This is a genomic window from Vibrio sp. YT-19(2023) (assembly GCF_033337395.1).
Genome location: NZ_JAWOQN010000011.1, coordinates 89,457 through 104,082 on the forward strand (window position 1 = coordinate 89,457; position 14,626 = coordinate 104,082).

Annotated in this window: 10 protein-coding genes; 3 read left to right on the forward strand and 7 right to left on the reverse strand. The window is 46.4% G+C overall.

Features of this window, described 5'->3' with window-relative positions; all coding sequences use genetic code 11:
- The first annotated feature begins 15 nt into the window (after positions 1-15).
- The 3 genes from R7E78_RS10565 (at position 16) to R7E78_RS10575 (ending at position 3,785) form a co-directional block, all read left to right on the forward strand.
- On the forward strand, positions 16-1,029 hold the full coding sequence (locus tag R7E78_RS10565; protein WP_005386566.1) for a Fe(3+) ABC transporter substrate-binding protein: 1,014 nt from the start codon (positions 16-18) through the stop codon (positions 1,027-1,029).
- 99 nt (positions 1,030-1,128) lie between these two features.
- Positions 1,129-2,754, forward strand: a complete 1,626-nt coding sequence (locus R7E78_RS10570; RefSeq protein ID WP_005386564.1) for an ABC transporter permease — start codon at positions 1,129-1,131, stop codon at positions 2,752-2,754.
- Positions 2,754-3,785 carry an ABC transporter ATP-binding protein gene (locus R7E78_RS10575; RefSeq protein WP_005380055.1) on the forward strand — a complete coding sequence of 344 codons (1,032 nt, stop codon included), beginning with the start codon at positions 2,754-2,756 and terminating at the stop codon, positions 3,783-3,785. The genes R7E78_RS10570 and R7E78_RS10575 overlap by 1 nt, the downstream gene beginning before the upstream one ends.
- Positions 3,786-3,942: 157 nt before the next feature.
- Here R7E78_RS10575 and R7E78_RS10580 read toward each other — a convergent pair whose 3' ends face one another.
- The 7 genes from R7E78_RS10580 to R7E78_RS10610 all read right to left on the reverse strand — a co-directional run bounded on the left by R7E78_RS10580 (position 3,943) and on the right by R7E78_RS10610 (position 14,624).
- Positions 3,943-5,355 carry a phosphoglucomutase/phosphomannomutase family protein gene (locus tag R7E78_RS10580; protein WP_033905585.1) on the reverse strand — a complete coding sequence of 471 codons (1,413 nt, stop codon included), beginning with the start codon at positions 5,353-5,355 and terminating at the stop codon, positions 3,943-3,945.
- A 125-nt stretch (positions 5,356-5,480) separates the two neighbouring features.
- Positions 5,481-7,889 (reverse strand): GH36-type glycosyl hydrolase domain-containing protein, encoded by a 2,409-nt coding sequence (locus R7E78_RS10585; RefSeq protein WP_047102646.1) that lies wholly within the window; start codon positions 7,887-7,889, stop codon positions 5,481-5,483.
- 84 nt (positions 7,890-7,973) lie between these two features.
- Positions 7,974-9,893 carry a beta-N-acetylhexosaminidase gene (locus R7E78_RS10590; protein WP_262640637.1) on the reverse strand — a complete coding sequence of 640 codons (1,920 nt, stop codon included), beginning with the start codon at positions 9,891-9,893 and terminating at the stop codon, positions 7,974-7,976.
- Positions 9,894-9,901: 8 nt separating this feature from the next.
- Entirely contained in the window at positions 9,902-10,792 is an 891-nt protein-coding gene (locus R7E78_RS10595; protein WP_262640638.1) for an N-acetylglucosamine kinase, read from the reverse strand.
- A gap of 2 nt (positions 10,793-10,794) precedes the next feature.
- A complete protein-coding gene (locus tag R7E78_RS10600) occupies positions 10,795-12,534 on the reverse strand; it encodes a glycoside hydrolase family 9 protein (protein ID WP_262640639.1) in 1,740 nt (579 codons plus the stop codon).
- 63 nt (positions 12,535-12,597) lie between these two features.
- Positions 12,598-13,593: an ABC transporter ATP-binding protein gene (locus tag R7E78_RS10605; protein WP_005380041.1), complete on the reverse strand. Its 996-nt coding sequence runs from the start codon at positions 13,591-13,593 to the stop codon at positions 12,598-12,600.
- Between the two features lie 47 nt (positions 13,594-13,640).
- A complete protein-coding gene (locus R7E78_RS10610; RefSeq protein ID WP_005386550.1) occupies positions 13,641-14,624 on the reverse strand; it encodes an ABC transporter ATP-binding protein in 984 nt (327 codons plus the stop codon).
- Between the last annotated feature and the right edge of the window lie 2 nt (positions 14,625-14,626).

Sequence of the window (14,626 nt, forward strand, 5' to 3'; positions counted from 1 at the left end):
GTAAAGGATTAAACAATGAAAAAACTGCTAACTCTTTCAGCACTAACTTGCGCTACTCTAGCTCCAACAGCAATGGCTGCTGAAGAAGTGAACGTCTACTCTTACCGTCAACCTTTCCTAGTTGAACCTATGTTCAATGAGTTCACTAAAGAAACTGGTATCAAAGTAAACGTAAAATTTGCTAAAAAAGGCTTAGCAGAAAAGCTAGCTCAAGAAGGTGAGTACAGCCCTGCTGACGTTATTCTTACGACAGACATCAGCCGTCTAGCTGAACTGACAAACAAAGGTTTAGTTCAGAAAGTCGATAGCAAAATCATTGAAGAAAACGTACCTGCTCAATACCAAGATAAAGAGAATGAGTGGTTTGCTCTAACTCTACGTTCTCGTAGCGTTTATTCATCACGTGATCGCGTAGGTAAACTAGGCGCAGATTTCAACTACGCAGACTTAGCTAAGCCAGAGTTCAAAGGTAAAATTTGTACTCGTAGCGGTAAGCACCCGTACAACGTTTCTCTAGTTTCAGCAATGATTGCTCACAATGGCGAAGCAGAAACCAAAGAGTGGTTAGAAGGCGTGAAAGCAAACCTTGCTCGCAAACCACAAGGCAACGATCGTGCACAAGTTAAAGCGATCAAAGAAGGCCTATGTGATGTTTCTCTAGGTAACAGCTACTACCTAGGTAAAATGGTTAACGACAAAGAGCAAAAAGCTTGGGCTGATGCAGTTTACATCAACTTCCCTAACCAAGAGACTACAGGCACTCACGTGAATATCTCTGGTATGGCGATGGCTAAGTACTCTCCAAACAAAGACAATGCTGTGAAGCTAATGGAATTCCTAACGGGTGACAAAGCGCAGCAAATGTACGCAGAAGTTAACTACGAGTACCCAGTTAAAGAAGGCGTGAAGCGTTCTGAGCTTGTGGAATCTTGGGGTGACTTTAAAGCAGACAAGCTTTCTCTAGACGATATTGCAGCCAACCACGAAGCGGCAATTAAGCTATTAGATGAAGTGAAATTTGACCTTTAATTCCTTGTGGGGGTATAACAGTACCCCCATTTGATTAAAGGATATGAGATGTATTTGCAACAGCATTTGTATTTCATACAGCCTTGCAGTAATTAGGCGATGAAAGATAAACACTCTTTATGGAAAACCAGTAGTGGGGTAATAACTCTGCTACTGGTTTTGCCGATCTTAGCGATCTTCTACACCGCAATTGGTGAAACGGATGATTTGTTTGCTCATTTAATGGCAACGGTCATGCCGACTTATATTTTTAACACGGTTGCGCTAACTGTTGGCGTAATGGTGCTGTCCTTAATTCTTGGTATTCCAAGCGCTTGGATAATGGCCATGTGTAAACTGCCGACCGAAAAATGGTTGCAGTGGGCATTGGTGCTACCTCTTGCAATGCCAGGTTATATCATTGGTTATATTTTTACTGATTGGTTTGATTTTGCAGGCCCGATTCAGATCTTTTTGCGTGATGTAACCGGATGGGGACCTGGCGAGTATTGGTTCCCTGACATTCGTACGTTGCCTGGCGCGACCTTTGTGTTAGCTTTGGTGTTGTATCCTTACGTGTATTTATTGTGCCGGGCTGCGTTTATGGAGCAAAATGTCTCTTTATTGCAAAGCGCGCGTTTGCTCAAGTGCTCTCCATGGGAAAGTTTTTGGCGCATCTCGATGCCGTTAGTAAGACCCTCTATCGCAGTGGGTTTATCATTGGTCGCAATGGAGACCATTGGTGACTTTGGTACGGTAAGTTACTTCGCGGTGAATACGTTAACCACAGCGGTCTACGATACTTGGTTGGGGTACTCTAATCTTAATGCGGCAGCCAAGATTTCTGCCATGATGCTCGTCATTGTAGTACTGCTTCTTAGTGCCGAACGATACAGCCGCCGTAAACAAAAGCTTTTTCAAAGCCAATTTAACAGTCACGAAGATTTTCGTTACGAGTTGACGGGCTGGAAAAAGTGGACCGCACTAGTTTGGTGCTGGGGCTTGGTTTCGGTCGCGTTTATTTTGCCGCTACTACAGCTGATTGATTATGCGATCACTTATTTTGCGCAGAGTTGGACCTCAGAGTTTCGTGAATACGCATGGAACAGCTTAGTTGTGTCTGTTATTGCTGCGATTATTGGTGTTGCTGTCGCACTGATCGTTAACTTTACCCATCGAGTCAATGGTAAACGAGAAAGCTTGGCATTTATGCGTCTTTCTTCTATGGGCTATGCAGTACCAGGAACGGTACTAGCCATCGGTGTGATGGTCGCTGTGCTGTTTATGGATCATCGTGTCAACGACGTTGCTAAAGCCATGGAGTGGGGAAGGCCGGGACTTATCTTTTCTGGTTCCATGTTCGCACTAGTATTTGCCATGGTTGTGCGCTTTTCCGCGGTAGCGATTGGTAGTATCGAGAGTAATTTAAATAAAATTTCTCCGTCGTTAGATATGGCATCGCGCACTATGGGTTGTAAGCCCAATGCCATGCTGTGGCGCGTGCACTTTCCGCTGGTTAAGCGCGGTGCACTGATTGCGGCTTTATTAGTGTTTATCGAGTCAATGAAAGAGCTCAATGCGGCTTTGTTACTTCGTCCGTTTAACTTTGAAACACTAGCCACATACGTTTATAACTTCGCCTCGGATGAGCATTTAGAATTGGCCGCTTTGCCAGCGGTTCTGTTGGTTCTTGTTGGGTTGATCCCGCTTGTTGTTGTTAACCGTTCACTGGAGCAAAATCACTGATGAGCTGTGCATTATCAATTAAAAACCTAACGTGCCAATATGACGATCAAACCGTACTCGAATCATTGTCTCTTGAGGTAGAACAAGGGCAGATTGTCTGTTTGCTAGGAGCTAGTGGCTGTGGGAAAACAACACTATTAAAGGCCGTTGCGGGATTATTGCCGTTAACGTCAGGCGAAATGAGTCTAAATTGCGTCACAATTGATGATGGGGAAAACTGGTTGCCGCCAGAACAGCGTAATATAGGGATGATTTTCCAAGATTACGCACTTTTTCCTCACTTGACGGTGGAGCAAAACATTGCCTTTGGCTTAAAGCAGTGCTCGACAAAAGAGAAAAATGCAAAAGTTCAAGAGATGTTAGAACTCGTGCATCTTCAAGGTTATGGCGATCGTTATCCTCACCAATTGTCTGGTGGACAGCAGCAGCGTGTTGCGATTGCTCGCTCATTAGCTTACAGCCCAGACTTACTGTTACTGGATGAACCGTTTTCTAATATTGATACGCAAGTTCGCCATGAGTTGATAAGTGAGATCCGTAAGATTTTTAAGGCCCAAGGTGTGACTGCCATTTTTGTTACGCATAGCCGTGAAGAGGCTTTTGCTTTCGCCGATAAAATGGCAGTGATGAACAATGGAGTCATCGAGCAATATGGCACAGCATCTGAGCTTTACTACCAACCTTCAAGTAAATTTGTCGCTGATTTCTTAGGTGGTGGCAGTTACCTTGCTGCTAAACGAGTTTCGAATTCAGAATATGAAACCCACTTGGGCGTGGTTGAAGCCACGGCTCAACAAGATATTCCAGTACAGGCGGAGTGCTCTTTACTGCTAAGACCGCAGCATGTGCAAATTCAATCCGATGAAGATAGTTCGGTAACCGTATTGGAACAGCATTTTATGGGTGATCACTGCCGTTATGTGATTAACGCAAATGGTGATCGTTTGTTAGCTACAGCTTCGCAAGCATTAAATATAGGTGAGTCCGTCGCGGTAAAAATTGAAACGCAAGGCGTCCTGGCATTTGCTTAACGCTCCTGAGTATCTTTGCTATCTCGTTTACGACTTTCCAACATACAATAAAAAAGCCCGGCAGTGGGGCCGGGCAAGTGCTCTTCTCCTGTTGATGAGCGCCTTTTCAGACAGCGTCGACTCTCATCATAGTGCTCGAAGCGGGCACAAGGTTCAGTTATAAAGACAAGAAGTCTTTAAACTGTTGAAGAACACGTTCCGCAGTGTCCTTATCTTGCATCTCTGCAAAAATTCGTAGCAGTGGCTCAGTACCAGAGAAGCGAGCGATGATCCAACCGCCGTTTTTGAAGTAGACTTTCGCACCATCTTCGTAGCTGACTTTTTCGATTTCAAACTCAAACTCAGGCAACTGCTTTTCAACATAAATCTTGTTGAACAGTACGTCTTTTTGCGCTGGTTTGAACTTGCAATCGCCTTCTGCCATGTAGGCATAGCCGTACTTGCCGTAGATTTCATCCAGTAACTCAGACAGCTTCTTGCCGGTTACTGAAATCATTTCTACCAATAGGCTTGATGCGAATACGCCGTCTTTACCTTTGATGTGGCCGCGAATGGTTAGGCCACCAGAGCTTTCCCCGCCAATCAGTGAGTCATCCGCTTCCATTTGGGAGCTGATGTGCTTAAAGCCTACAGGAACCTCAAAGCATTTCTCGCCATGATCTTCGGCGACTTTATCGAGAAGGTGGGTGGTTGCGATGTTACGTACCACGGAGCCTTTCCAGCCTTTGTATTCAAGTAGGTAGTAGTAAAGCAGCAGTAGCACTTCATTTGGATGAATGAAGTTACCTTTTTCGTCGATAATACCAAGACGGTCCGCATCGCCATCAGTACCGATGCCAATATCGTAACCTTGCTCTTTCACTAGGTGCATCAAACGGTAGAGTGTTGCAGCGCTTGGCGAAGGCATTAACCCACCGAAATCTGGGTTTTTGCCATCGTTAATCACATCAACGTCACAGCGGCCGTTGATTAATACGGTTTGCAGTGCGTTTTTCGCGACACCAAACATTGGGTCGATCAAAACACGTAAATTCGCCTTCTTGATCGCTTCGATGTCGATAAAGTCGATGATTGAGTCAACGAATTCGTTCATCGGATTGATGATTTCAATCAGCTTATCTTCAACCGCTTGTTCAAAGTCGACGCTTTTTACATCTTGCGCAGTGAGCGCGTCTATTTGTGATTCGATTTTTTGGGTGATGATTTCATCTGCGTCACGACCGCCTTCAATGAAGACTTTAATGCCGTTGTAATCGGCAGGGTTGTGTGATGCGGTAATACATGCCGAGTATGCGCAGCCCATTTCTTTCGCTTTAAACATTACGATAGGTGTTGGGACAAATTTGTCGATAAAGCTGACCACAATGCCGTTTGCTGCTAGAACTTCAGCGAACCAACGACCTGCTTTATCGGAAAGAAAACGACGGTCATAGCCAATCACAAAACCGCGATCAGCAACCGATTCGTTATTCGTGATGTTTGCAACTGCTTGGGCAACCAAGCGTACGTTATCTTTAGTGAACTCCTCACCGATAAATGCACGCCAACCGCCTGTACCAAATTTGATCATGATTCGATCCTCGATAAGAGCGGCATCCCACCGCCTCTTAAATCTTTGCTAGCGAACCGATGCACTTGTAAAACATAAATGCACCGGATAAATCAAAAGGGGAGAAGGACTCCTCCAAAAGATGATTAACCTAGAGTAACGATAACTTCGTTTACTGAACCTTCCGCTTGAACTGGGACAGAGGCACCATTCACTGCTTCACCGTTCACAGTAATCGACTTAACGCCTTTGCTTACTGAGTCTGGGTTAACTACTTTGATGTTGTACGTTGCACCTAGCCATTGACGAGTCACTTCGAAACCAGGCCAGTTCGTTGGGATACATGGATCGATAGTTAGGCCATCGAAGCCTGTACGCACACCAAGGATAAAGTTGGTAACAGCGAAGTAAGCCCAGCCTGACGTACCTGTTAACCATGGGTGGTTTGCACGACCGTGGTCTTGGTGGTCTCGACCCATGATGAACTGAACGTATGAGTATGGTTCTGCAATACGTTTTTCGATGATGTCGTTCTGGTTGTATGGGTTTAGCGCATCGTAGAACTTCATTGCACGATCACCACGACCCAGTTTCGCTTCAGCTACCCAAGCCCATGGGTTTGGATGTGAGAAGATCGCACCGTTCTCTTTTACGCCTTGGTAAACACGAGTTACGAAGCCGATATCATCATTCGGTGTTGCAAAAGATGGTGAGTTTAGGTGAAGGCCGTATTCAGAGAACAGGTTCTCATCGACAGCGTCCATCGCTTTTTCGCCACGCTCTTGAGATACCGCACCAGAAAGTACCGCAAGTGTGTTTGACTCTAGGTGTACTCGGCCTTCCGCTTGTTGCGCAGTACCGATCTTGTCGCCATTCTTCGTCAGACCACGGATGTACCAACCGCCTTCGTCATCCCAAAGGTGGGTTTCACACGCTTCACGAACGTTTGCTGCCATCACCGTGTATTTTTCAACGTCGGCTTCCTTACCTAGGTATTTCGCTAGGTCGATGAACTCCTGCAGTGCCCAGAAATGTAGGAACGACACCATTGAAGATTCGCCACCACCTAGGTTCAGACAGTCGTTCCAGTCTGCACGCAGACCTTTACAGATACCGGTTTGACCTACGTATTCAGCCGAGAAGTCTAGCGCGGCTTTCATGTGGTCATAAACCGTTGCATCGCCACCGTCGGCGTAAGGGATCACTTCGTCAAAGAAGCTGTGCTCACCGGTTTCCATCACGTACTTACAGATGGTTGGAACTAGCCATAGGTGGTCATCAGAACAGGTGTCTTCGATGCCGTGAATCTTGTCTTCATCAGACGGTGTTGGAACCACGGTTGGGGATTTCGATGGTTTAACGTCAGCTTTCTCTGGATCAAACCAATCTGGATCAAATAGGTGTAGACCGTAGCCCGCTTTTACTTGGCCGCGCAGTAGGTCAACGATACGTTTGCGCGTCATTGCAGGGTTAGCGTGAGGGACTGAGATCGCATCTTGCGCTGTATCGCGGTAACCAAGACCAGTACGACCACCCACTTCGATGAATGAAGCAAAGCGAGACCACACCACACAAGTTTCTGCTTGGTACAGTGTCCAAGCGTTGATCATGGTATCTAGACCTTCGTTTGGTGATTTCACTTGGAACTTGCCACAGCGTTCATCCCAGTGTGCTTTGATACCCGCAAATGCATTGTCGACTTCTGCAAGGTCTTGGTACTTAGCACGTAGACGGTCACCATTGCCTTTACCGATACCTAGAATGTAAGCAAAGCGAACTTCTTCACCCGGCTGGATAGTGAATTGCTTGTGCAGAGAGCCACAGTGGTTGTAACACGTTTGTGCTGTGTTGAAACACTTGCCTTGTTCTACCGCTAGCGGGTTTGCTTCGTCACGGTATAGGCCAAGGAAGCTGTCACGTTGACCGTCGTATGAATCTGGGTCAAATGTTGAAGCTAGGTAGTAGAAGCCTTCGAAATCGTTGGTGTTGTAGTACAGGTCGTATTCAATCACACCTTCGTTGTAAGCCGTACCTGCCGAGTACAGAGACATCTGATGGTTTTGATTATCAGATTGAATGTGGCTGAATGAGAACTCAACAAATGAGAATGCACTGATCGTACGTGGTTTGTCAGAGGTGTTTTTAATCACTACATCCCAGATTTCAGCGTCTTCGCCTTTTGGCACGAACAGAGTTTTTGTTGCGGTAATACCGCTGTATTCACATTTGAACTTAGAGTAAGACAAGCCGTGACGAACTTCGTAGTTTGCTTCGTCTAGGCTCTTCGCAACTGGTTGCCAAGAGATTGACCAGTAATCACCTGTCTCATCATCACGCAAGTAAACGTAGTGTCCTGGGCGATCGAATGTCGCATTTGGACGGAATTTAGTAACACGGTTGTATTCTGGAGAGTTGTAGAACGAGTAGCCACCCGCGTTGTGCGAGATAACCGTACAGAACTTCTCAGTACCTAGGTAGTTGGTCCATGGTGCTGGTACGTCAGGGCGAGTGATGACGTATTCGCGATTCTCGTTATCGAAATAGCCGTATTTCATTTGTGTCTTTCCTTTTTACGAAGCTGCATCAGCAGCCAAAATTTAAAAACTCTTCAAGCGTGATGTTTCGACATCAGTTTTGTATTACTTCCACGGTTTACGGTAATTCACTCCCTGCAAATCAAGCAGAGGTAGATGGCCTTTCAAGCGTGATAAATAGTCGGTCCAATCTCGGTGTTGTTTGTCTGTCCAACATGCTTCTGCCATTGCAGTTAAACGAGGGAAGATCATGTAGTCCATGCGAGGTTGGTTATTGATAATTTCGCACCATAATGCTGTTTGAATGCCCCAAATGCGCTTACGTATTGGGTCGTCAGCAGGCACTTCAGCGAGCGGCTCGTAGTTGTAAGCTTTTTCTAGTGGCAGTGGGTTTGCCCAGTCCACGCCCGGTTCTTCAGGTGCGTAGTCTTGGGTCATATCTAGGTAAGTGGTTTGTGCTGGTTGCAGCACCACATCAAAGCCTTGGCGAGCACAGTTCAAGGCCGCTTCTTCGCTTAGCCATGAGTAGATCACCGTATCTTTACTGACTTTGTCGCCGTGTTGAGCTTCTTCCCAGCCCAGCATGCGTTTGCCCAATTTACGAAGTTTGTCTTCGGCATAACGCAAGAAGTGTCCTTGCAAATCTTTGTAGTCGCTGTAACCCAGTTGTTCCATTAGTGCTTGGCATGCTGGGCTTTTTGACCATACGCCGTTAGGTACTTTGTCGGCACCAATATGAACGTAAGGCGCAGGAAAAAGCGCAGAGACTTCTTCTAGCACTTTGTCGATAAACTCATAACTCCCCGGCAGAGCGGGGTTAATGACGTTGTCGTTGTAATGCTGAATACTGCGGTATTCGGTGGTATCTTCCGCTTCTACCAATAGGTGTGGTAACGACTTGATGGCGGCTCGGCAATGACCAGGTACATCAATTTCAGGAATGATGGTGATGCCTCGTTGCGATGCAAATTCGATAACGTCTTTGATGTCTTCTTGTGTGTAGAAGCCGCCGTAACGTTCATCAAAGTGCGTGTACTGTGGTTCATTGATCTCATCCAATCCGCGCCAAGCACCAATATCGGTCAGTTGAGGCAGTGATTTGATTTCAATTCGCCAACCCTCATCGTCGGTGAGATGCCAATGGAACGTATTGAACTTGTAATGAGCCAGTTGGTTGATCAAGCGTTTGACTTGCTCAACGGAGTGAAAGTGACGAGCACAATCCAGCATCATACCGCGGTAACGAAAACGTGGCCTGTCCTTGATTGAACAGCAAACTACTTCCATTGAGTTAGGTTGATCGCCAACTTTGATTAGTTGTAACAACGTTGCACAAGCATGGGTAAAACCAGACGAAGATCCTGCTTCAATTTTGATTGACTCTTCGGCTACTTTCAGTTTGTAAGCGCCTTCATCCAAGGTTGGGTTGCCTTTGAAGATGATCTGACTGCCATTGTCTGATGCGAACTCAAATTGGTGAATGCGCTTAAGCTCTTCAAGTAGCCATTCTTTAGCTGAATTGGCCAGGCTTGAATAAACCGCGACGCCAGCATGATGATCAAAGCTAAAATAGTGATCGCTGACCTCAATATGGTTTGGTTTTGGCAGCAAGGGCTGTGCATGGGTTAAACTTGCCGGAATCTCACTGCGTTCACGGTATGGTGAAGCTAATACGATAGGCGTGACATCCACTTGTGCGCGCTGTGGGTTTCCATCAACGACAAAGTTGATCATCGCTTCGTTAAAGCCATCCGAGTAATAACGGAATGGGTTCGAACCAATACTGAATTCACAGTAATAGTGATGGTTGGCAGCCAGTACCAGCCCTTCTGGCTTAAGTGTGCAAAAACTACCAATTTGAGTCAGTTGACCATTTGAAACGCTGTCTGGAAGAATGTAACGATCGAAAGCGAAAGTTAAGCTCCAGCTGTTCAGGTCTTGGTCGCTCAAGTTATGAAAGGTAAGGCCAAAGCGGCAGTTTTGTTTCTGCTCAGAAAGGACTACGAGATCAACACGATATTCCATATCTACTCCTACGCCGCACTGAGCGAGTAAAGGTTATGTTCTGGTTTGCCTGCAAACATAATTGCGCCTTCAATCGCGTCAAACTGTGGCTCAACAATCCATCGCTGAACTGGTGGTGAAAGCCAACGTACAATGCGTTCAGCTATGCTGCCCATTAAACAAATACGTGTTGCGCCGCGCTTGTTTAATGCCACGAGAAACATTTCTATATCCGCTGCGGTTTGCTTCAGCATTTCAATGGCCAGTGCATCGCCTTGTTCCGCATGTTGGAAAATAGCCGGAGAAAACTGCCCATAATCACGAGGAAGCGCCTGTTTTGACCACGCCACCACGTTGTCGACCTCATTTTCGAAATGCGTCATAACGTGTTGTGCTAGGGGCGTTTTTTCTCTGATGCCATCTTCAGCTAACAAAACTTGCTGAACTAGGCGTAGCCCCATCACTGCGCCGCCACCTTGATCCGAAATAGGGAACTCACGACCACCGACAACGTGTTGCTCCAATCCTTTAAGGTAGATGCCACAAGAACCGGTTCCCGCAATCATGATTGCGCCATCTTCGCCATTGTGCGCACCAACGCACGCACCGTAAGCATCGGTATTCAGAGTTATACTGGCAAATGGATGAGGAAGAGACATGAAGGCTTGCCAAGATGCTTTGTGCTCTGCGCCAGCAAGGGCTAAGCCGACGTGCATCGACGCGAAATCTTGTTGTGTTAGACCGCCTTGCTCGGTAGCCGAAGTGATGGATTCAAGAATCGAAGCCATTGCTATTTCAGCACCTAGCATGATGTTGGCACTGCCGCTTTTGGCCTCGCCAAGAAAATTACCTTGTGAATCTTTAATCCTGGCTCGACATGACGTGCCGCCACCATCGATACCGACAAAATACATTCCCATGATTATTCTTCCTTCATATTTTTAGAGGTCGCCAACTGAGAAACATGCTGAGCTTGACTGATTATCGCGAGTAAGTACCAAGCGCCATGCGGGATCCATTGTTCGCCCCAGCGCCAGTTTTGTAACACGTCTTCTTTTTGTGCAGGTGGGTCAAATGCAATGTCTTCCTCGTCTTCAAAGCCGCCAGTGATTCCGTTACACACGCCACCTTTTGCGTTGAAGAAACCATATTGAGGGAGGTAATCAGGGTTGTTACGACCATGGCCATCTAGCATGCACATGTCGTATGGGTTTAAGCCTACAACCCAGTTCAATGCATCTTGAGCAAACACAGAAAGTTGTTGCTGTACTTCTTGCGACGCTATATGCGGTTGAGCAAGGTACGCCATGGTCGCGAGTGAGCCCAGTCGAGCATTCTCGCCTTGCCACCAATAGCCGGATTCATTGTTGTGTGCGACAAAAAATGCCTCGCGTTTTGACTCATTTACGCCTTTAACATATTGGCGAGGGTAACCGAATGGGTTGATCACTTTATTCGATATTGTGATCTCAAACTCACACGCTAGGTTGACGATACGTTTTACCGATTCCGCTCGTGCTGAGTCGTCTTCAATAGATAGATATTCGCATAGGGCAATAACTGGTAGACCAGCTTCGGCTGCGTGAAAATATGGACGGCTGCCGTTTTGGTTTGCTGACCAAAAGTGTTGAATCTGCTCGTCGCTCATTTGGCGTGCAACTAAACGTTGCGCCCACAAACGGCTCTCTTCCAAGTAGCGAGTTTCTTTGGTTGCTTTAAACAGTTCTACACAAGCCAGTAGCGCACAGTATTCGTCGATAATGTTTTCTTCCCCATCATTGAGGTACTGCGTATTGTGCTCTTTTAAGTGCCAGTAACCATTTTCGGCAGCGTTGCGGTATTTTTGTTGATCGTATTCACCGTGAACACTTAAACGCGACGCTGCCGCTAGCGCTGCAATGGCGACACCGCCACCTTGTCGAAAGCCTGCTTGATAGTCGTCAAATTTGTGACCAAGTTGAGTTTCGTACGCGCAAATCTCGCGTTGCGCAGTATCTTTGCTCCACTTGTCAAAGACCGTCATGTAGAAAAAGCCTTTTTCGTTTTGCATACGCACAAGAAAGTCTGCACCGAACAGGGCTTCTTCAATCAGACGTGTACGTGTGAAAGCTGCAATTTCTTCGCTTCCTTCAAGCAATGAAACCCCTTTTAGGATGTTCCAAACCACCATTGGGGTTTGTTGAGGATTCAAATAATTCGCGTATGAAAGGTGACTTAAATACTTGCTAACGTCTCCTGATGCGTCGTACCAGCCGCCGTGTACATCAACCTTTTTATTGGAGTTTAGTACTGGAAGTTGTCGATCTTGTTGATCGAAGATCCCGCCGCAACGTTGCGATTTGAAGTAGTGGATCACATCTGACAAAGTTTGATCCAACAGAATGTGTTCGCCAACGATGAAAGAGGAAGAGCGCGTATCTTCTACTTGCAAGAAATAGTCACCTGACGTTGTGAAAGAGGAAAAGTCGATGAGGTAGAAATAGCCCTGATGCCAGTTCGCCACTTTACCTTGTTCTTCAACCGCAAAAGTTGCCACGGTTTGCTCGCTAGTGGCACAAATCAATTGAGCAGTGTAAGAAGACAAGTGTGGTTGTTCGGTCTGGATAATGGCTTTCTTTGGGCCCAGACGTTCATAACCAATGTGGTTAGTCAGTAGCAGCATTCAATGTCTCCGGGAAACGATAAAAACAGGAATGGGCCAGGCTGAACCTGACCCTCGTTATGATTAATCTTCAAATAAGTAACAGCGGACAAAGTGGTTGTCGGACAGTTGAGTGACGCCCGGTAGTCGTTCGCGACATTTGTCGGTAGCGTGTACACAACGTCCAGCAAATGGACAGCCGACAGATTCTGGTGTCCAAAGTGGGATTTCCCCTTTGTTGCCTTTCAGTTTCTCGTGAATAGACTTCGATGGATCTGGAACCGCAGATACCAACAGTTGCGTATATGGGTGTTGAGGATCGTGAATGATTTCTTCAGTATCGCCCCATTCAACCATGTGACCTACGTACATGACCGCGAGATCTTCAGCAATGTAACGCGCTGTTGCGATGTCGTGAGTGATGTAAAGCAGAGACATTTGTTTCTCGAACTTCATCTCTTCCATCAAGTTCAGAACACCGGCACGGATTGATACATCGAGCATCGATGTTGGCTCATCCGCCAATACCACTTCTGCACCAACTGCGATGTTACGAGCTAGGTTTACACGTTGACGCTGACCGCCAGATAGCTGGTGCGGGAACTTTTGCGCCGTTTCTTTTGGTGGAATAAGACCAACTTGTTCAAGTAGGTCGTACACACGCTCTTCCAGTTCTTTCTTGTTGCCCGGTGCTACTTTCTTATGAATCAGCAGCGGGCGCGCAATATGGTGGAAAATGTTGTGTGTTGGGTTTAGCGAGCCGAATGGGTCTTGCCACACCATTTGTACACCTTCACGGTAGGTCATTAAATCGTGACGAGAGGTGATGTCTTGGATATCACGACCTTTGTATTCAATGATGCCATCGGTTGGTGCGTACATTTTTGCAATCATTTTTGCAGTAGTAGACTTACCTGAACCAGATTCACCTACCACTGACAAGCCGCGGCTCTTGTACATTTTGAAAGAGACGTCGTTGATTGCGCGCATCTTAGATTGTTTGATTGAGTTACTGTTTAAAGGGAAGTCCTTAACGACATTTTTACCCTCAATCAGCAGTTCGCCGAATTGTTTGCTCATAATTCTCTCCAGTGTAATTTTTGTTCTTAGCTAGCGTTTTTTTGTTGTTAAACCTTAGCTTGAGCAATGGTGTCGCCGTACAAATGGCAATTTGAGAGGCGACCTGGTTCAATTTGACGTAATTGGGTTGGTACACGTGTACATGCTTCATGTACGCGATCGCAACGAGCTTGGAAGCGGCAGCCTTGTGGAACTTCTAGCAAGTTCAACGGGTTACCTGGAATACCAGTCAATTTGGTCTTTGGTCCAGTTAGTGGAGGGAAAGAGCTACCCAAACCTTTGGTGTAAGGGTGGTAAGGACTTTCCAGAATTTGCTTAGAAGGCGCGACTTCAATCAACTCACCTGAGTACATGATGCCGATACGATCCGAGAACTCGACCATCAATGACAAGTCATGTGTGATGAATAGAATTGAGAAACCAAACTCTTCTTTAAGCGCGTAAATTTTTTGTAGAATTTCACGTTGAACCACTACATCCAATGCGGTAGTCGGTTCGTCCATGATGATCATTTTTGGGTTCAGAGCCAAAGCGATTGCGATTACTAGACGTTGACGCATACCACCAGAGAACTGGTGCGGGTAATCACTCAATCGGCTAGGGTGGATATCAACGATTTCCAGCAGACCTTCAGCGCGTGTTTTTGCTTGAGCGCGAGTCATATTGGTATGACGCATGATGACGTCACAGAACTGCTCTTCCATGGTTAGAACAGGGTTCAAAGCGTTCATCGCACTCTGGAATACCATCGACATTTCACTCCAGCGGAACGCTTGCATGCGATCATCGCTGTACTGAAGGATATCTTCACCGTTGAAGATAACCTCACCACCTGTGATAAACGCTGGCGGCTTATGAAGGCGCATTAGTGAGAAGGCAACAGTGGATTTACCACAGCCAGATTCACCAGCCAGACCGAATACTTCACCTGGTGCAATGTCGAAGCTCACGTTGTTACAGGCGCGGACATCGCCCGCGTCTGTGATGTAGTCTACGCATAGGTTACGGATGGAAATTAGTGGTGCAGTCATGA